The sequence below is a fragment of the Catenulispora rubra genome, assembly GCF_015356825.1.
Classification (GTDB): domain Bacteria; phylum Actinomycetota; class Actinomycetes; order Streptomycetales; family Catenulisporaceae; genus Catenulispora; species Catenulispora rubra.
Genome location: NZ_JAACYW010000232.1, coordinates 1 through 19,007 on the forward strand (window position 1 = coordinate 1; position 19,007 = coordinate 19,007).

General features: G+C 71.5%; 15 protein-coding genes and 2 pseudogenes. 8 read left to right on the plus strand and 9 right to left on the minus strand.

From position 1 onward, the window contains the following. Both GWK61_RS40310 and GWK61_RS40315 read right to left on the minus strand, forming a co-directional pair. A pseudogene (locus tag GWK61_RS40310) lies at window positions 1-187 on the minus strand (2OG-Fe(II) oxygenase); the annotation flags it as partial. A gap of 20 nt (window positions 188-207) precedes the next feature. After that, window positions 208-714 (minus strand): methylated-DNA--[protein]-cysteine S-methyltransferase, encoded by a 507-nt coding sequence (locus GWK61_RS40315; RefSeq protein ID WP_194916994.1) that lies wholly within the window; start codon window positions 712-714, stop codon window positions 208-210. A 104-nt stretch (window positions 715-818) separates the two neighbouring features. Here GWK61_RS40315 and GWK61_RS40320 point away from each other — a divergent pair, with 104 nt between their 5' ends. Continuing rightward, window positions 819-1,571 (plus strand): NAD-dependent epimerase/dehydratase family protein, encoded by a 753-nt coding sequence (locus GWK61_RS40320; protein WP_194916995.1) that lies wholly within the window; start codon window positions 819-821, stop codon window positions 1,569-1,571. A gap of 9 nt (window positions 1,572-1,580) precedes the next feature. Here the strand turns inward: GWK61_RS40320 and GWK61_RS40325 are convergent, their stop codons facing one another. From GWK61_RS40325 to GWK61_RS40335, 3 genes are all read right to left on the minus strand, one after another. Beyond that, window positions 1,581-2,093, minus strand: coding sequence for a GNAT family N-acetyltransferase (locus tag GWK61_RS40325; protein WP_228563738.1), 513 nt, complete (start codon window positions 2,091-2,093; stop codon window positions 1,581-1,583). Between the two features lie 134 nt (window positions 2,094-2,227). Then, on the minus strand, window positions 2,228-4,465 hold the full coding sequence (katG, locus tag GWK61_RS40330; protein WP_194916997.1) for a catalase/peroxidase HPI: 2,238 nt from the start codon (window positions 4,463-4,465) through the stop codon (window positions 2,228-2,230). 88 nt (window positions 4,466-4,553) lie between these two features. Further along, window positions 4,554-4,997 (minus strand): Fur family transcriptional regulator, encoded by a 444-nt coding sequence (locus GWK61_RS40335; protein ID WP_194916998.1) that lies wholly within the window; start codon window positions 4,995-4,997, stop codon window positions 4,554-4,556. Window positions 4,998-5,121: 124 nt separating this feature from the next. On the opposite strand from GWK61_RS40335, the gene GWK61_RS40340 reads away from it, so the two are divergent. Together GWK61_RS40340 and GWK61_RS40345 are read left to right on the plus strand one after the other, a co-directional pair. After that, window positions 5,122-6,075, plus strand: coding sequence for a nucleotidyl transferase AbiEii/AbiGii toxin family protein (locus GWK61_RS40340; RefSeq protein ID WP_194916999.1), 954 nt, complete (start codon window positions 5,122-5,124; stop codon window positions 6,073-6,075). Further along, entirely contained in the window at window positions 6,072-6,680 is a 609-nt protein-coding gene (locus GWK61_RS40345) for a hypothetical protein (protein WP_228563739.1), read from the plus strand. The genes GWK61_RS40340 and GWK61_RS40345 overlap by 4 nt, the downstream gene beginning before the upstream one ends. Window positions 6,681-6,772: 92 nt before the next feature. Here GWK61_RS40345 and GWK61_RS40350 read toward each other — a convergent pair whose 3' ends face one another. Beyond that, the gene (locus tag GWK61_RS40350; RefSeq protein ID WP_194917000.1) at window positions 6,773-7,414 is read right to left on the minus strand and encodes a LuxR C-terminal-related transcriptional regulator; all 642 of its coding nucleotides are present in this window, start codon (window positions 7,412-7,414) and stop codon (window positions 6,773-6,775) included. Continuing rightward, entirely contained in the window at window positions 7,402-8,634 is a 1,233-nt protein-coding gene (locus tag GWK61_RS40355) for a sensor histidine kinase (protein WP_194917001.1), read from the minus strand. Before GWK61_RS40355 ends, GWK61_RS40350 begins: the two co-directional genes overlap by 13 nt. A 163-nt stretch (window positions 8,635-8,797) precedes the next feature. Here GWK61_RS40355 and GWK61_RS40360 point away from each other — a divergent pair, with 163 nt between their 5' ends. The 5 genes from GWK61_RS40360 (at window position 8,798) to GWK61_RS40380 (ending at window position 15,942) form a co-directional block, all read left to right on the plus strand. Beyond that, entirely contained in the window at window positions 8,798-9,619 is an 822-nt protein-coding gene (locus GWK61_RS40360) for an ABC transporter ATP-binding protein (RefSeq protein WP_228563740.1), read from the plus strand. Further along, window positions 9,616-12,072: an ABC transporter permease gene (locus tag GWK61_RS40365; protein WP_194917002.1), complete on the plus strand. Its 2,457-nt coding sequence runs from the start codon at window positions 9,616-9,618 to the stop codon at window positions 12,070-12,072. Before GWK61_RS40360 ends, GWK61_RS40365 begins: the two co-directional genes overlap by 4 nt. Before the next feature lie 256 nt (window positions 12,073-12,328). Further along, complete coding sequence (locus GWK61_RS40370; protein WP_194917003.1) at window positions 12,329-13,495, plus strand: DNA topoisomerase subunit B; 1,167 nt, start codon at window positions 12,329-12,331, stop codon at window positions 13,493-13,495. 227 nt (window positions 13,496-13,722) lie between these two features. Further along, window positions 13,723-14,229 (plus strand): hypothetical protein, encoded by a 507-nt coding sequence (locus GWK61_RS40375; RefSeq protein ID WP_194917004.1) that lies wholly within the window; start codon window positions 13,723-13,725, stop codon window positions 14,227-14,229. Between the two features lie 84 nt (window positions 14,230-14,313). Further along, a complete protein-coding gene (locus GWK61_RS40380; RefSeq protein WP_194917005.1) occupies window positions 14,314-15,942 on the plus strand; it encodes a GMC family oxidoreductase in 1,629 nt (542 codons plus the stop codon). A gap of 124 nt (window positions 15,943-16,066) precedes the next feature. Here GWK61_RS40380 and GWK61_RS40385 read toward each other — a convergent pair whose 3' ends face one another. Both GWK61_RS40385 and GWK61_RS60085 read right to left on the minus strand, forming a co-directional pair. After that, entirely contained in the window at window positions 16,067-18,700 is a 2,634-nt protein-coding gene (locus GWK61_RS40385) for a VIT domain-containing protein (RefSeq protein ID WP_194917006.1), read from the minus strand. Between the two features lie 179 nt (window positions 18,701-18,879). After that, window positions 18,880-19,007: pseudogene (locus GWK61_RS60085) on the minus strand (helix-turn-helix domain-containing protein); the annotation flags it as partial.

The window sequence follows — 19,007 nt, forward strand, 5'->3', positions numbered from 1 at the left end:
GCGCCATGTCCACGGTCGTGCGGAACAGCTCGGGACGGTCGTAGAGGGCTGAGATGTCGCGGCACTGCTCGGGAGTGAGGAGTTGCGGCGTCGGGGCACAGCCGACGGAGTCGAGCTCGGCGGTGATCGCGGGCCAGTCGGCGGCGGTGAGGGGAGAGTGGTTTTCCAGGGTGGTGGTGCCGGGCATGATGGTTCGTTCCTTTCCGCTCAGACCAGCAGCGGCGCGATCGCCCCCTCCAGCGCCAGCAACCACTGCTTGCGCTCCACGCCCCCGGCGTACCCGCGCATCGACCCGTCGGCGCCGACGACGCGGTGGCACGGCCGCACGATCAGCAGCGGGTTCGCCCCGATCGCCGCACCCAGCGCCTGGACCCGGTCGCGCGGTAGGCCGAGCCGCGCCGCCAGCGCGCCGTAGGTGGTGGTCGTGCCGTGCGGGACGGTGTCGAGCGCGTCCCAGACGCGGCGCTGGAAGTCGGTGCCCGCGACCGCGTAGTCGAGCGTGAACTCGGTCCGGCTGCCGTCGAAGTACTCCCGCAGCTCCCGCGCCACCTCGGCGAAGGCCTCGGGGTCGGCGGTCCAGGCGTCGCGGACCTTCGGGGCGTACCGCTGGCCGTCCATCGACAGCGACGTCAGCTGCACAACACCATCCGCGCTCTTCTCGCCGACCAGCAGCAGCGGTCCGACAGGGCTTTCGATCCCGGTGTAAACGTTCATGGATCCAGTCTGAGCCGGATCGGCGCCCGCTACTGGCGGGATTCGGACATGGCGTCGATGAGCAGCCGATGAGCAGCTGATCGCCCGCCTGCTACCGTACGTGAATGCGCATCCTGATAGTCGGCGGTTCGGGCTATGTCGGCACCCTGATGCTTCCCTGGCTGGCCGCAGAGCACGAGATCCGCGTCCTGGACCTGGTGCCGCCGCAAGGAGACTACGACCACGTCGTCGGCAGCGCGACGGATCCGGCGGCGCTGGCGACCGCGCTGGAGGGGATGGACGCGGTGGTGCACGGCGCGATGGGCTTCCGCTCCGAGGCCGACAAAGGGCAGCTGGACACCACCAGCGCGTTCGAGGTGAATGTGGCGTCGGTGTACGCGACGCTGGAGGCCGCGCACGCGGCCGGGGTATCGCGCGCCGTGCTGATCGGCAGCCTCTCGGTGTTCGGCAATGAGCCGGCGCATCTGATCGAGCGCGATGTCGAGGAGGACGCCGAGCCCGACGCCACGAACCTCTACGGCGTGACGAAGCGGTTGGCCGAGCAGGTGGGACGCATCGCCGCCGACGCCCACGGGATGACGGTCACGGTCCTGCGCCTGGCCTTCCCGACCCCGGACGAGATCTGGCCGCGCTGGGCTCTGCCGATCCTCGACGAACCGGTCCAGATCCGTCGTGCCGACGGTACCCCGGTCCCCGCGCTCGCCGGCTCGGATCTGGCGGCGGCGGTGTCCGCTGCCGCGGCGCGCGACAGCAGCGGCTACGACGTCTTCCACATTGTCGGCGCCGACGACTCCGGCCCCAGATGGCGTACCGACAAGGCGCGCGACGGTCTCGGGTGGGTCGCGCGGCGCCGGTGAGGGTTGCGATCAGGCTGTTGTCAGATCGAGCCGCCACACGTTCGACCGAATGAAATGCCCCTTCGGATACTCGAACTCCGACTCCCCGACCAGCTCGAACCCCGCCTTCCGGCACACGGCGTTCGACGCCCCGTGCTCGACCGACGGGAACGCGTACAGCCACCGGTGCCGACCGTCGGCGCGCGCCGCCTCCGCCGCCGCGACCGTCGCCGCCACCGCGAGCCCGCGTCCCTGGAACTCCGGCAGGATGCCGTATCCGGTCTCGTAGGCGGCCTCGCCGTCCCACTCGTGGTCCCAGAAGCCCGTCGAGCCCGCGACCTCGCCGCTCGGCAGGACCACGCGGAACATGGATCCGTTCTCGGCCGGATCGAGGTAACGCCGGTGCCGGTCGGCCAGCTTCTCCTCGCTCTCCGGTCCGCCGAGATGCTCGGTCATCTCCGGCGTGTTCTGTCGGCGGAGCACGTCGAAGTCGGCGTCGGACCAGGGTTCGAGCTTGACTGGCGGGATGGCGGTATCGGGCATGGTCACCACGCTACGACCGGGCACTGACAAGTCACACACAACGAAAGCCCCGCCCGAACGCCTAAGCGTCCGAGCGGGGCCCTGGTCGAACTTCTGAAATTCAGAACTTCAGAACGTCCGTCGCGACCCGCGTCCTACCGGTGCAGGTCGAACCGGTCCAGCTCCAGCACCTTCCCGAACGCCGCCGCGAACTCCTTCGCGAACTTCTCCTTCGCGTCGTCGCCCGCGTACACCTCGGCCAGCGCGCGCAGCTCGGAGTTCGAGCCGAACACCAGGTCGGCACGCGTGCCGGTCCACTTCACCGCGCCGGAGGCGTCGCTGCCCTCGAAGGTGGTCGAGTCGGCGTCGACCGGCTTCCAGGTGGTGTCCAGGTCCAGCAGGTTGACGAAGAAGTCGTTCGACAGCACGCCCGGCTTGTCGGTGAACACGCCCGCGGCGCTGCCGCCGTGGTTGGCGCCGAGCACGCGCAGGCCGCCGACCAGGACCGTCAGCTCCGGCGCCGACAGGTTCAGCAGGTTCGCCTTGTCCAGCAGCAGGTACTCCGCCGGGAGCGAGGTGTCCTTGCCCTGGTAGTTGCGGAAGCCGTCGGCGCGGGGCTCCAGGTAGGAGACCGACTCGACGTCGGTCTGCTCGGCCGTGGCGTCGGTGCGGCCCGGGTGGAAGGTCACGGCGACGTCGAAGCCGGCGTCCTTGGCCGCCTTCTCCACACCCGCGGCGCCGGCCAGGGCGATGACGTCGGCCAGCGAGACCTTCTTGCCGCCGCTCGCGCCCTCGTTGAAGGTCGAGGCGACGCCTTCGAGCTTGCGCAGCACCGGCGCCAGCTTCTCCGGCTCGTTGACCTCCCAGCCGGACTGCGGCTCCAGGCGGATGCGGGCGCCGTTCACGCCGCCGCGCTTGTCGCTGCCGCGGAACGAGGCCGCGGCCGCCCAGGCGGTGGTGACCAGCTGCTGCACCGTCAGGCCCGAGGCCAGGATGCTCGCCTTGATCGCCGTGGCGTCCGCGTCGTCGATCAGCGGGTGGTCGACGGCCGGCAGCGGGTCCTGCCACAGCAGGCGCTCGCTGGGGACCTCGGGGCCGAGGTAGCGGACGATCGGGCCCATGTCGCGGTGCGTGAGCTTGTACCAGGCGCGGGCGAAGGCGTCGGCGAAGGCCTGCGGGTCGTCCTTGAACCGGCGCGAGATCGGCTCGTAGATCGGGTCCTCGCGCAGCGACAGGTCGGTGGTGAGCATCGTCGGCTGGTGCTTCTTGGCGCTGTCGAACGCGTCCGGGACGGTGCCGGCGCCGCCGTTCTCCTTCGGGCGCCACTGGTTGGCGCCGGCCGGGCTCTTGAACAGCTCCCACTCGTAGCCGAACAGGATCTCGAAGAAGCTGTTGTCCCAGGTGACCGGCGTGTTGGTCCAGATGCCCTCCAGGCCGGAGGTGATCGCGTCCGCGCCGACGCCGCTGCCGTGGCTGCTCTTCCAGCCCAGGCCCTGGTTCTCCAGCGGGGCGTCCTCGGGGTCCGGGCCGACGGCCTCGGACGGGCCGGCGCCGTGGGTCTTGCCGAAGGTGTGGCCGCCGGCGATCAGCGCGACGGTCTCCTCGTCGTTCATCGCCATCCGGCCGAAGGTCTCGCGGATGTCGCGGGCCGCGGCGACCGGGTCCGGGTTGCCGTTCGGGCCCTCGGGGTTGACGTAGATCAGGCCCATCTGGACCGCCGCCAGCGGCTCCTCGAGCTTGCGGTCGCCGGTGTAGCGCTGGTCGTCCAGCCACACCTGCTCCGGGCCCCAGTAGACGTCGTCGTCCGGCTCCCAGACGTCGGGGCGGCCGCCGGCGAAGCCGAAGGTCTTGAAGCCCATCGTCTCCAGCGCCACGTTGCCGGTCAGGATGATCAGGTCGGCCCATGACAGGTTCTGGCCGTACTTCTTCTTCACCGGCCACAGCAGGCGGCGGGCCTTGTCCAGGCTGGCGTTGTCCGGCCAGGAGTCCAGCGGGGCGAAGCGCTGCTGGCCGGTGCCGCCGCCACCGCGGCCGTCGTGCACGCGGTAGGTGCCGGCGCTGTGCCAGGCCATGCGGATCATGAACGGGCCGTAGTGCCCGAAGTCGGCCGGCCACCAGGGGCGCGAGTCGGAGAGCACGGCGGCGACGTCGGCCTTGACGGCCGACAGGTCCAGCGTGTTGAACGCGGCGGCGTAGTCGAAGTCCGCGCCGTTCGGGTTCGCGACCGCGGGGTTCTTCGCCAGGATCTTCAAGTTCAGCCGGTTCGGCCACCACTGCCGGTTGCCGCCGCCGGCGGTCGGGTGCGCGGCCCGGCCGTGCGGGACCGGGCAGCCGACACTCGCCTGCGCGCCGTGATCGATGTCGACGTCGATGTCGCCATGCTTCTCAGACATCTTAGGGGGAGTCCTTCCGGGTTCTGGCGGTTCACGCTTGTTCGGATGTTCTCTGGTGTTTTCTGACGTTCTCGGACCGGCCTGCGGGCTACCCCACGGGACCGGCCGGGACGGCGCAGCCGGGGCACAGGCCCCAGTAGACGACCTCGGCCTCGTCGATGGTGAAGCCGTGGTCGTCGACCGGGTCCAGGCAGGGGGCCGCGCCGACCGCGCAGTCGACGTCGACCACCGTGCCGCAGGTCCGGCAGACCAGGTGGTGGTGGTTGTCGCCGACCCGGCCCTCGTAGCGCGCCGGGCTGCCGGCCGGTTCGATGCGCCGGACCAGCCGGGCCGCGGTGAGCGCGTGGAGCGCTTCGTAGACGGCTTGCAGCGAGACGTGGCCGACCCGCGCGCGCACCCCGGAGGCGATGGCGTCGGCGTCCAGGTGGTCGCCGCCGCGCACGGTCTCCAGCAGGGCCACGCGCGCCGCGGTCACCCGGAGTCCGGCGCCGCGCAACTCCTCCGCGGCGGTCGGCGGGTGTGGTGCGGTCATGGCTTCAACCTATCGGGCTAGAGGCGAACAATTCAAGATAACGAGTCATACAAGTTTTGGCGTGTCGGACTGCTCCGTCCGGGGGAGGGGCCGGTGTCGGAGCGGTCCGCCATAATCGGCGGCCATGGACGACCTCGGGCTGCCGCGCGACCGCGACACCTGCCACCGCCTGGCCCTGGACCACGTTTTGGCGCTGATCGCGGAGGCGCCGTGGAGCAGTCACCTCGTGCTTCGCGGAAGCATGCTGATGACGGCATACGCCGGATCCGCGGCGCGCAAACCAGGTGATTTGGACTTCATCGTGGTGAAGGACGGCTGGCCGGTCGACGACGAGGAGCCCTATCCGTACGTGGACGACCTGGCGACGGTGCAGCAGTGGCCGGAGGTCGCCGACGGGGCCGGCCGTGCCGAGCTCTGGGCCGATGGCGAGTTCGACACCGGGGGACAGCGGCCGCGGCTATCGCCGGACGGGGTCAACTGGATCCGGGCCGAGGAGTGGGAGGAGTCGGCGCCGTACGAGGACCTGCTGCGCCGGATCCGGGAGAATCCGGACGCGGGGCACGGGATCGTGCTCGATCCGGAGCGGTTCGACGAGTCGGGGGACTGGGCGTATTCGGGCTATGCGATGAGCGGCTCGCGGGTGACGATTCCGTGGGAGACGCAAGGCGATCCGGGACGGGGGATGTCCGGCGTGGTGCAGCTGGACTTCGCCGCGGACGAGCCGATGCCTCGGCGGCCGGTGTGGACGCGGATACCGCGGCTGGCGGGGGGCTTCAGCGTGCTGTGGGCGGCCGGTCCGGAGCTGTCGTTGGTGTGGAAGCTGATGTGGCTGGTCGAGGATTGCAGCGACGGCGGACTCAGCCGGGGCAAGGACTTGTACGACGCGGTGGTGCTGGCCGAGCTACCCGGCCTCCAGGGGATGATCCGGGCCGGGGGTTCGGCGCAGGCGGGGTTGAGGCGTCGCGATGTGGACGGCCTGGATGTCGACTGGGACGCGTTCGTCGCCGAGTATCCGCAGGTCGAGGGTTCGGTCGGGGAGTGGAAGCAGCGGCTGATGAACGCGCTGGGGTTGGTGTGAGCGAGGTTGTGGGGGACTTCGAGTTCCACATCACCGTTTCCGGGGATGATGCCGGCGCGCTCGCGGCTTGGGCGGGGGAGCGTGGGGTGAAGTTCACGCACATCGTGTTGGCGCGGGGCGAGACGGTGTCACAGCCGATGCTGACGGTGCCGGGCGCGGGGACGGCTGCCGCGGTGCTCGCCGATGCCGAGGCGATGGCGAGGGAGCTGGAGGGGGCGGGGTTCCGGGTCGCGCGGGTGAAGGTGGAGTCCTCGCCGTTCGCGGACGGGGTGCCTGCGACGGCTGAGCAGGCGGTGGAGGACAGGTACTTCGAGCACCATCTCAAGCTGCTGCTGCCGCAGGGGGTTGATGAGGTGGCGCTCGCCGAGCTGGTGATGCCGCATGGTGCGCATCTGTCGCGGAATGCGCGCCGGGTGCGGGAGGACGGATGTGCGGAGAGGTTTGTGACGCAGCGCTGTTATCGGGTCGGGACTGATGTGGCTGCCGGAAATCTGGACCAGCTCATAGACACCCTGCGCGACGCGGCGCACGAGATACTTAGCATCGAGCGCGAATATGTGGTCTACGACAGCAGCCCCGCAGTCGACGCCGGCTGGATCAGCTGACAGACAAGCCACATCCAGCCAGCAAGCACTCGCCGCCGGCCTGGCACTGCCAGATGACAGACAGCCACACCGAGCTCAGCCGCGCCGCCCCCTCAGTCCCCAGCCTCCAAGAAAGCCAGCACCGCCCGCACCCGCCGGTCCCCGGCCTCGTCCGGCGGCAGCCCGAGCTTGCCGAAGATGTTCCCCACGTGCTTGCTCACCGACCGCTCGGTGATCACCAGCGTCGCGGCGATGGTCCCGTTGTCCAGCCCCTGCGCCATCAGCGACAGCACCTCGCGCTCGCGCGGGGTGAGGGCGTCCAGGGGGTCGCGGCGGGTCAGCAGCTGCGAGACCACCTCGGGGTCCAGGGCGGTGCCGCCGGCGGCGACGCGCTCCAGCGCCTCCTGGAACTCCGAGACGCGGGCCACGCGGTCCTTCAGCAGGTAGCCGATGCCGCCGGCGCCTTCGGCCAGGAGTTCGGCAGCGTAGGTCTCCTCGACGTACTGCGACAGGACCAGGATCGGCAAGCCCGGCATCAGCTTGCGGGCCTGGATCGCGGCGCGCAGGCCCTCGTCGCGGAAGCCCGGGGGCAGGCGGACGTCCAGGATCGCCGCGTCCGGCCGGTGCTCCAGCAGCGTCGGGACCACCTCCGGGCCGCTGCCGGCGACCGCCACCACCTCGTGGCCGACCGTGGTCAGCAGCAGTTGCAGGCCCTCGCGCAGCAGCACGTTGTCCTCGGCGATCACAAGCCGCACGGCAGCTCCACCTCCACGTTCGTCCCGGTCCCGTCGGTGCGGCTGTCGACGCGTGTCACGCCGTCCAGCGCGGCCACCCGGCGCCGGATCCCGGCCAGGCCGCTGCCCAGCGCCGGGTCCGCGCCGCCGTGGCCGTCGTCGCGGATCCGCACCGTCAGGTACGGGCCATCATGCCGCAGCGACACCCAGGCGTGCGCCGCGCCGCTGTGCTTGGCGACGTTGGTCAGGGCCTCGGCGACCACGAAGTACGCCGCCGCCTCCACCGCCGCCGGGCAGCGCCGGTCCGGCTCCGGGATGTCGACGGTCACCGGCATCGGGCGGCCGGCGGCCAGCGCGCGCACCGCCCCGGGCAGGCCGCGGTCGCTGAGGATCGGCGGATGGATGCCGCGGATGACGGTGCGCAGCTCGGCCAGCGCGTCCTCGATGCCGGCGCGCGCGTCCAGCATCAGGGTCCTGGCACCGCCGGGGTCGGCGTCGAAGCGCTGGTCGGCCAGGCCCAGCCGGAGCGCGGCGCTGACCAGCTGGGCCTGCGTGCCGTCGTGCAGGTCGCGCTCGATGCGCCGCAGCTCGGCGCCGTGCGCCTCCAGCGCCTGCGCCCGGGTCTCGGTCAGCGACTCCACACGCGCGGCCAGCTCGGTGCGGCGGGTCGGGCCGAGCAGGCGCTTGGCGTACCAGCCCTGGAACCGCGCCAGCTGCGGCTGGCCCCACAGTTGCAGCGCGGTCAGACCCGCGGCCATCAGCAGCGGGTAGGCGATCGCCTCGGGCCAGGTGTAGATCTGCGCGCCGGCGCCGAGCGTGCCCGGCTTCACCGTCCACCACCAGAACGGCAGTGCCAGGTCCCACGGGATCCCGATCCACACCTCGACCGACACGATGCCGATGAGCAGCCCGAGGAAGCCGTGCACGATCATCCACGCGATGTCCCGCCACACCGAGGTCGACCGCATCAGCGCGAAGTACTGCCGGTAGGGGTCGGCCGCCACCGGCGTGGACGGCTCCCGGATCGGATACCCCAGCACCTTGGCCGCCCGGCGGCGCTCGATGTTGGTCAGGACCCGGATCCGCCCGGCCACCCAGGGCAGCCCCGGTACGCCGAAGGCCAGCAGCAGCGCCAGCGGCAGCAGGCAGACGCCGAGCAGCGCGGGCAGCGCGGTGCGCAGACCCGCGAACAGGTACCACGTCGAGCGCAGGCTTCGGGCGGACAGGGCGCGGATCTTCATGATCCCACCACTCTAAAGGCCAGGTCGAGGCAAGTCGGCACGGCAGGCCCCACCATCATGGTGTCGCGCGGTACACCCCCAAGAGGGGGCCGGGGCCGCTGGGGCGAGCGAAGATCCAAAACTAGCGTCGAAGGCGTACTGATCCACCGACGCAGGAGCGCTTATGACCGCCCCGAACACCGTGCCCGCCGGGACCCCCGGGTACGCCGACGCCGCCGCGCATGCCGCCGGTCTCCCCGGTCTCACCGGCCGCGCGGGCCTCGCCGACCCCGGCGGCGCCGCCGTGACGCTGGAACGCGTGACCAAGTCCTACGACCGCGGCCGGGTGACCGCGCTGGACAACGTCAGCTGGACCTTCCGGCGCGGCACGTTCACCGCGATCATGGGCGCCTCCGGCTCCGGCAAGAGCACCTTCCTGCACTGCGCCTCCGGACTGGACCGGCCCACCTCCGGCACCGTCCGGCTCGGCGAGACCGACCTCGGCAAGCTGAAGGAGACCGCGCTCACCCGGCTGCGCCGGGACCGTGTCGGCTTCGTGTTCCAGGGCTACAACCTGGTGCCCTCGATGGACGTCCGGCGCAACATCACACTGCCGCTGTTCCTCGGCGGACGGCGCGCCGACGCCGGCTGGCTCGACGAGGTCGTCTACCGGGTCGGGATGGCCGACCGGCTGGACCACAAGCCCTCCGAGCTCTCCGGCGGCCAGCAGCAGCGGGTCGCGGTGGCGCGGGCGCTGGTGACCCGGCCGGAGATCGTGTTCGCCGACGAGCCCACCGCCGCGCTCGACCCGCGCACCGCCGGGCATGTGCTGCGGCTGCTGCGCGAGGCCGTGGACGCCACCGGGCAGACCGTGGTCCTGGTCACGCACGACCCCACCGCCGCGGCGTGGGCCGACAGCGCCGTGTTCCTGTCGCAGGGCCGGATCGTCGACGAACTCACCCGCCCGACCGCCGCGACGGTCCTGAACCGCTGGGAGACGCTGTGAGGAAGGGCATCGCCTTCGGGGTCGCCGCCGCGCTGGCGGTCGCGGCCATGGTGCTCGGTGCCTTCGGGGTGCTGCTCGAGTCCGGCGTGCGGGCGCACGGCACGCTCGACCGCTACGCCTCGGCCGCCGCGGTCGTGCACGGCGAGCAGAGTGTGACCTATGCGCGGGGTAGCGGGGACAACAAGAACTCTGAGAGCCGGCCGCTCGTCGAGCCCGCGCGGGTGCCGGTGGCGCTGAGCGGGGCGCTGGCGGTGGTGCCCGGGGTTGGGGATGTGGTCGCCGACTTCTCGGTGCCGGTGGTCGCTGCGTCCTCAGGCGGCGCAGTCCCGACACTTACCGGCCATGGCTGGGACTCGGCGAAGCTGTCGCCGACCACGCTTACCTCTGGCCGCGCCCCGGCTTCGGCGCACGACGTAGTTCTCGACGCCGGCACGGCCGCCAAGCTCGGCGTTCACGCGGGCTCCGAGGTTCGCCTGCAACTCAGCGACGCGCCGCAGACCTACGCCGTCTCCGGAATCAGCTCCGGCGGCCCGGCCGCGACGCTGTACTTCACCCAGCAGCAGGCTGCGACGCTCTCCGGCCACCCGGACCGCGCCGACGCGCTGGTGGTGCAGTCGGCCGCCGGCGCCCACGTCTCCGCCTCCGCGCTGCGGCACGCCGCGCCCGGCCTGGACGTCGCCACCGGCGCGGCGCGCGGCGACGTCGAACACCCGGCGATCCAGGCCGGCCGCACCGACAACCTGGGATCCGCCGGCACCCTCGGCGGCGCCGCACTCCTGGTGGCGCTGCTGGTCGTCTCCGGGTTGCTGGAGCTGTCGGTGCGCGACCGCACCCGCGAGCTGGCGGTGATGCGCGCCGTCGGCGCCACCCCGCGGCAGGTACGGCGCGTCATCGTGCGCGAGATGCTGAAGATCGCTGTGCCCTCGGCCCTGGTCGGGGCGGTGGCGTCGCTCGGGCTCGGGGCGTGGCTCAAGGCGATCATGAGCTCCCAGGGCGTGCTGCCCGCAGGGTTCGAACTCTCCTTGAGCCCGATCCCGGTGGTCGGCTCGGCGCTGCTCACCATCCTCGCCGCGGTCGGCACCGGCTGGCTCGCCTCCCGGCGGGTGTCGAAGATCAAGCCGGTGCAGGCGCTCGGCGAGAGCGCGGTGGAGCCGACGCGGCCGCCGCGCTGGCGGGTGATCACGGGGCTGGTGTTCGTGGTGCTCGGCGCCGCGATGTTGGTGCTGACGTTCACCGTCGGCGGCCCCGCAGCCCAGTCCTCCGTCGCAGGCCTGGTGATCTCACTGATGTGGGCGGTGGCCCTGCTCGGCCCGTGGATCGCCCGCATCGGCGTCAGAGTGCTGGGGGCGCCCCTGCGCTGGCTCTCACCGATCTCCGGCGACCTGGCCGCCACCTCGGCGCGCGCCGCCGCGGTGCGGATGGCCGCCGTCATCACGCCGATCGCCCTGGCCCTGTCCTTCGGTGGTACGCAGCTGTTCGCGCAGACCACCAGCGCGAACGCCACCTCCGCCGAAGCCCGCGACGGACTGCGCGCAGCCCGAGTGCTGACGTCTTCCGGCCCCGGCATCCCGCATGCCGCTTACGACGCCGCCCGCGCGCTGCCGGGGGTGACCGACGTGACGGCGGTGAAGCGGACGACGGTGTTGATGCCGGTGTGGAACCTGGACACGTCGCTACAGTCGTTGCAGGCGCAGGGCCTGGCAGGCGGATCGGCCGCAACGCTGGACCCGCAGCTCACCGCCGGCTCCCTGGCCGGACTGAACGACCCCGGGACCGTGGCGCTGAGCTCGGCGGTCGCACACGACACAAAGGTGGGCGGCACACGCCAGCTGTGGCTCGGCGACGGAACGCAGGTCACACTGAAGGTGGTGGCGCTGTACGAGCGCGGCCTCGGCTTCGGCGACGTCCTCCTGCCTCGGGACCTGGTGGCCGCGCACGCCGCCACCACACTGGACGACGACCTCCTGGTCAACGGCACCGGCGACCTCAGCCCCCTGACGAAACAGTTCGCGGGCCTGCACACCGCCACCGCCGCGGACTACGGCTCGACCCTGAGCGAGCAGGCCCGCCACGACGGCCTCATGGGCCTGATCGCAGTAGTCGCGATCGCCGGCTTCATCCTGGTCGGCGTGGTCACCACGCTCGGGGTGGCGACGGCGTCGCGGCGCCGGGAGCTGACGCTGCTGCGGCTGGTCGGCGCGACCCGGGACCAGCTGATGCGGTCGCTGCGGCTGGAGACGGTGATCATCGTCGGCACCGGGACGGCCGTCGGCGCGGCGGTGGCCGGGCTGACGCTGTTCGCCTTCGCCGCCGGGGTGACCGGGCTGCCGATGCTGTCGATCCCGCCGCTGGCGGTCGCGGGGATGGTGGCCGCGGTGGCGATCCCCGGTGCGGCCGCGGTGCTGGTGCCCGGTCGCAGGATTCTGCGACGGCGGTCGCCGCGGATCGAGTAGCGGCGGGGGCGGGGGCGCGTCCGGGAATTCGCGAAAAATAGTGAGGTCTGGGCTCGGCAGAATTGCGCCTTAGCCGCCTCCCGAGGGGTCGTACGCGCCATTTCTTCGGGGTTCGCAACCCGCGGAGTCGAGGGTCGGTGGGCAGGCGCTCACCGACCCTCTCGCGGCTTCGCCCTACCGGCTCTGACCTGGTCCTTTCATGGATTTCGGCTACGCTCACAGGTGGCCTGGAAGACACGTCTGGGAGGGGATTTTCATGAGTCAGGAACCTGCTACGTACGACGCGAGTCGCATCACGGTGTTGCACGGTTTGGAAGCCGTCCGGAGGCGGCCGGGGATGTATATCGGCACGACCGGTGAACGCGGGCTTCATCTCGTGGTGACGGAGGCTGCGGGTTGGAGCTTCGACGAGATTCTGCACGGCCGCGCGAGCCGGCTGGACGTCACGCTGCGGCGCGACGGCGGTGTCCGTCTCGCCGACGACGGTCCCGGCGTCGAATTCGGGACCGGCCCGAGCCTCACGATCGCCCTGACCGTACTGACGGCGGGCCGGAGCAAGGTCGGGCCGCGGTATCCGATGAGCGGGGTGCTGGGGGAGGTCTCGGTGGTCAACGCGCTGTCGAGTCGGCTGGTGGCCGATGTCCGGCGCGACGGTCGGCGGTACGTCCAGGAGTTCGCGCGCGGCGTGCCGGTCGCTCCGGTCGCCGACACCGGGCCGACGAGCGGGAGCGGGAACGCCATCACGTTCTGGCCGGACGCCGACATCTTCGAGACCACGGAGTTCTCGTTCGAGACGTTGGTGGAGCGCTTCAGGGAGCTGGCTTTCGTGAACAGGGAGTTGGACATCTCGCTGACGGACGAACGCGGCGGGGCCGAGCCGCGCTCGGTGCGGCTGCACTTCCCGGACGGCGTGCGTGAGTTGCTCGCTTTCCTCGATGGCGGTGTCGACGACTCCGAGATCGACGACTCCGAGATCGACGACTCCGAGATCGACGACTCCGAGATCGCCGGCTTCGAGGAGGAGGAACCGGAGACGGAGACGACGATGGACATCGCCTGGCGCTGGCATGGTTCCGGACCGGAACGCGTCCAGAGCTTCGCCAACAGCCAGCCGACTCCCGCAGGCGGCACGCACCTGCTGGGCTTCCGCGACGGAGTGGCCGCCGCGCTCACGGCGTACGCGCGGGAGCGGCAGCTGCTCGCGTCAATGGACCCTGATATAGGCGCCGACCGGATCGGTCGGGGCCTGACGGCGGTCGTGTCGGTGAAGGTGAAGCATCCCCAGTTCGAGGGCTGCACGCGGGACGTGCTCGGCACCGCCGAGGTCCGCGGCTACGTCCGCCAAGCCGTCCAGCACCACGTCGGTCTCTGGCTGGCGGCGAACCCCCAGCAGGCAAAGGAGATCCTCAACCGGATCCGCTGACGCGGCCCCCGCCACACACCGAGCCCGGTTGCTATGGTGCATCTGAACCGCTGTGCCCCATGGCGCGTAATACAGCCATACACGCCACCGGGGCGTGATATGCGCGGCGTGTCCGTCAGGGAGGGTCCCGCAGCCTCCGTTCACTCCCCAGTGGTTGGCGGGCACGCCGCTTCCGAGGATGGGTAATGGTGTGGGCGCCGGTGTCGGTATCCCGATATCGTCGCGCGGTGAGTTTGGTGGCGCGCCTGGCGCGGTTCGCGGATTCGGCGTCGCTCGGCGAGATGCGGGTCGGGGCGTCGATCGATGATGTCGCGCGATTTCATGGCGAGTACTTCGACGGCCCGACTCTGCGGCGAAAGCAGTGGCCGCGGCTGTTCGGGTTCGGCGATGTGGAGCTTTACGTGTGCCGCTGCCGGCGCGTGAACATGATCTGCATCCAGACCTGGCGCGACGAGACCGAGCTTCCTTACGAAGAGCGTGCCGGCTGCGAGACCTTCCCCGGCCAGCCCACCTACGACGAGGTCACCGAGGCGCTGGACGCGGCCGGAGTCGGCTGGTGTCCGTATCCGTCGCTGACGCTCCCGGGCCAGACCGCGATCATCGCCGACGTCACCGCCGTTTCGTTCGTGTTCGTGCTCGAAGACGGCGATCCGCCCTTGCTGAACGCCGTGGGTGCGCCTGGCGACTTCCACGAGTGTCCCAAAGGCCCCCAACACCACCCCACCCGAAGATGACCCTTGTACCCTCACGCAGTCCCTCCTACAGTGCAGCGACCTACCGTGATCACGCGGCTCCGGCCGTGGGAGGGGGTGCGCCCGATGGGACAGCGTTCGAAGCGTGCGGTGCCTGGCGAGGCCGACTACGTCGTGGTCGGGGCCGGGAGTGCGGGGTGTGTGCTGGCCGCGCGGCTCGCGGCGGGTGGGGCTCGGGTGGTGCTGATCGAGGCCGGGGGGTCTGATCGGACGACGCTGGTGCGCAAGCCGGGGCTGATCGCCGCGGTGCACAGCGTGCCGCAGCTCAAGGCGCGGCTGGACTGGGGCTACTACTCGGTGCCGCAGGCCGATGCGCTGGAGCGGAAGATTCCGCAGACGCGGGGCAAGGTGCTCGGTGGCTCCGGGTCGGTCAACGGGATGCTGTTCGTGCGCGGGAACGCCGCGAACTATGACTCGTGGGCCGCCGAAGGTTGCGAGGGCTGGTCGTATGCGGACGTCCTGCCCAGCTTCAAGAAGCTGGAGAGCTGGGAGGACGGCGAGGGCGACTTCCGGGGCGGCTCCGGGCCGATCAAGGTGCGCCGCCAGACCGATGTCACCACCGCCACCCTCGGCTTCATGGAGGCGTTCGCCGACACCGCCGGCGTGAAGGTCCTCGACGACTACAACGGCGAGTCGCAGGAGGGCATCGCGATCGTGCAGCAGAGCGCCGACGGCGGCCTGCGCTACAGCTCGTCGGTGGGCTACCTCGACGACCACGGCATGGCGCAGCTCGACATCGTCATCGGAGTGACCGTCGCGCGCGTGGTGCTGGAGAAGGGCCGCGCCGTCGGGGTCGAGATCATCGCCGACGGCGGTGCGCGCCAGCTCGTGCGGGCCACGCACGAGGTGGTGCTCAGCGCCGGGGTGTTCGGATCGGCGCAGCTGCTGCAGCTGTCCGGGATCGGGCCCGCGGAGCACCTGCGCTCGGTCGGCGTCGAGGTGGTCGAGGACCTGCCGGTCGGCGACAACCTCCACGACCACCTCTTCGTCCCGATGTGCTTCCTGATGCCCGAGGCCCGGAACAAGGGCACCGCGCCGTACTTCGCCCGCGGCTTCCTCAAGGAGGTCACGCGCGGCGGCACGTGGGTCGGGCGCACGGTGTTCGAGGCGGTGGGGTTCGTGCGGAGCCCATCGGCCGACACCGTGCCGGACCTGCAGGTCCACGTGCTGCCGTGGTCGTATCCGGGACCGAACCAGGACGCCCCGGTACGGCACAAGGCCGACCCGCGCCGCACGCTGACCGTGATGCCGACGCTGATCTACCCCAAGAGCCGCGGCACCGTGCGCCTGGCCTCGGCCGACCCGCTGGCCGCACCGCTCATCGACCCGGCGTACCTGCGCGACCCGGCGGACGCCGCGCTGCTGCTGGACGGCATGGAGATGGTGCGCGAGGCGATGGCCCACCGCTCGCTGTCGGGGCGCGTGCACGGGGAGACGTCGCCGGGCTCGGTCCACGCCAACCGGGCGGCGCTGGCCGCCGAGCTGCCGAACCGCGCGACCACGGTGTACCACCCGGTCGGCACGTGCCGGATGGGCGTCGACGAGCGCGCGGTGGTCGACCCGGCGCTGCGGGTGCGCGGGGTGGAGGGGCTGCGGGTCGCCGACGCGTCGATCATGCCGAGCATCGTCGGGGGGAACACGAACGCGGCGGCTTTGATGATCGGCGAGCATGCGGCGTCGTTGATTCTGGGGTGAGGGGGAGGGCGAGGGTGAAGGTGAGGGCGAGGACGACGGTGTAGCAAGACGGCCCGGCTCGGAGGGGTTCCGAGCCGGGCTTGTTGTCTGGTAACGGTTTTCGGCGCTGTCTTTAACTCCGGTCCTAACGCTTCCAGAAGGGCGTGCGTCGCGGCTTGGCGGCCGACTCGTCCGACGTGTCCGATGCTTCCGGTTCCGGTTCCGGTTCCAGCGACTCCAGGAACGTGACAGCGCTCTGTCGGCGCTCGTCGACCGGCTTGTCGGACGTGGCCAGTGTGCTGAGCAGGTCGGCGACCTCGGAGGCGTGCGACGCCGGGACGTGCGGGGCCAGCTCGCCCAGCTTTGCGGCGAACTCGGCCAGCAGCTCCTCCTGTGCCTCGGCGCTGTCGTTCGCGGCGGCGGTGAGGCGGGGGAGCCAGGCCGCTGCGAAGGTGCTGAGGCCGTCGATCGGCTCCCGCTCCTTTTCCTGCTTCGGCAGTGGGGGCAGCAGGGGCGCTGCGGGCCTCGACACCATCGGCGGGGCGCCGGGAGCCGGAGGGACAGGCGAGGCTCCGCCGGGAGCCGGAGGAACGGGAGAGGCTCCGCGCGGACCTGCGGCGATGCCGCGGGTCCGGTGCAAGACGGTCTTCGAGGACTTCACCGAGCGCGTGTCGAGCTTCGCGGATTCCTCGAAGACGGTGTCGGCGAGCATCGAGGGCATCGAGGCCATCGGGGCGATCGGTGCGCCGGCCGACACCGCGAGGCCGTCGGCCTCGAAGGCGGCCCAGCCGGCGGGCAGGTCGACCGGTTGCGTGACCTGCTTCAGCGCGCCGCTCTTGTTCACGACGCGCGAGTCGATCGCGACGAACGCCGTGAAGCGGGACAGCACGCTGTAGCCCACTGACGTGGCGACGATCGCGCGTTCGAGCTCCGGCTGGCCCTCGTAGGTCGAGACGTACTGGTCTTCCAGGTCGCGGATGCGGCCGCGGGCCCAGAACTGGGCCAGTCCCGCGTCGTCGGTCTCGACCGCGGTGACGCGGCGGGTCCACGGCGAGCCGTCGGCTGCGGTGCCGGTGACGATGATGGCGGGGCCGGTGTCGGATTCCGCCGTAGCCGTAGCCGTAGCCGTAGCCGTAGCCGTAGTTGTCGTGGCCGGGGTGCCGCCGAACCGCCCGGCGACCACCAGCGGCGCCCCGACGAAGAGGTCCGGCAGCCGGGTCGGCGTGACCGAGTCCTGATCCAGTTCCAGTCCGCCGGTCCCGGCCAGGCGCAGCCCGGTCACCAGCGGCGTGCCGATGCGGTGGTGGATGGCGTCCATGGCCTCGTCGAGGCGGTCCTCGGACTCCACCAGCTCGCAGTGCCCGCCGCCGAGGGTGGCCAGGCGCCGCAGGAATCCGGCGTTGACCGCGGTGTCGATGCCGACCGTGTGGATCCGCAGGTCGGCGAGCTGCGGGCGGAGCGTGGTCAGGACCCGGTCCTCGTTGCCGATCTGGCCGTCGGTCACCAGGATCAGGACTCTGTCGCGGTCGGTGCCGACGTCCCGGGTCAGCAGGTCGGCGGCCTGCTGCAGCGGCGCCACCATCTCGGTCCCGCCGCGTGCGTCGACGGCGGCCAGGTGCTGCACCGCGCGGAACCGGTGCCGGTCCGTGGCCTCGGCCAGCGCGTCGGACGGCAGGCCGTCGGGGGCGTCGATCTCGTCGTCGAAGGTCAGCACGGCGAAGCGGTCGGCGGCGGTCAGGGTGTCGACGATGCGGGCCGCGGCACGGCGCGCGGCCGTCATCTTCCAGCCTTCCATGCTGCCGGAGCGATCCAGGACCAGGGCGACGTCGCGGGGGCGGGTGGTGTCGGTCGGCTCGGGCGGGAGGATGGTGAGGAGGAAGGTGCCGGTGGAATCCTTCGCCGCGTCGGTGGCTGAGTCGCGTGCCACGGCCAGCGACGTGGCGGCCACCGAACCGCCATAGCCCAACCGCAGTACGAAGTCGCGGTCGGCGCGGGCTCCGGGGTTCAGGCGGACCAGGTATCGGGCGCTGCTTTCCGTGCTCTCGCCGGTCGCCGTCCCGCTGGTCTCCTCCACGCTCACCCCGTGCAGGCTCGATGTCAGCCCGGCCAGCGGCAGCCCGACCGGATCGACCGCCACCTCGATCGACAGGCGCACCGGATTCGGGAACCCGGGCAGCAGGATCGGCGGGCTGATCCGCGAGGCGTCGGGTACCTCGTCGGTGTCGACCGCCGTGCCGCTGCCGACCTGGTCCCCGGGCAGTTCGCCGCCGGGGATGTAGCGGGGCGCGACCACGAGCGGGAAGCGGAACGTGGCCTGGCCGTCCTCGTAGGGCAGCCGGCCGGCCAGCGTCGTGCGTATCGTGACCTGCTCGCCGGGCATGATGTTGCCGACCCGCAGCGTGAAGACCCCGGGACGCTCCTCCTCGGCGATCGAGGCGCGCTTGCCTTCGGAGATCGCGGCGTCGTAGTCGGCGCGCGCCTCCTCCCGCTCCTTCACGATGCCCTCGACCACGCGGTCCGCCGCCTCCATCCGCAGCCGCGTCACCGCCGCGCGGTCCGGCAGCGGGAAGATGTACGTGGCCTCCAACGGCACGTCGTAGGGGTTGCGGAAGCCCTGCGCCAGCTCGGTGCGGACGGCCAGGCCGGCGACCGAGGAGCGGACCTCGATCAGCTCCAGCGGCAGGTTGCCGCGCTCGGTGCGCAGTGCTCCGAGGCCGCCTTCCGGGTCCGGGTGCGGCGCTTCCTCGATGACCTCTATGACGCCGGTGCGGACTGTCATGGTTGGTTCCCCCCTCTGTGGTCTGTGTGCTGTGGTCTGTGTTCTGGGTTCTGGGTGTGCGGTGTCGGGTGGTGTGTCGGGTGTGTCAGGCCTCGGACAAGCCGAGTCGGTCCAGCAGGGTCAGGAGCGGCTGGGCCGCCTCGGCGATGGCGGCGCGGGCGGCGGCGTCGGGGACGCGGCCGGGCGATGCGCGCCAGGTGGCTCTTCACGGTCAGCGCCAAGAGCCCCATGGCCTGTCCGATGGCCTTGTTCGAGCGGCCGTCGGCGACCAGCCGCAGCACCTCGATCTCGCGCGCGGACAGGTCGC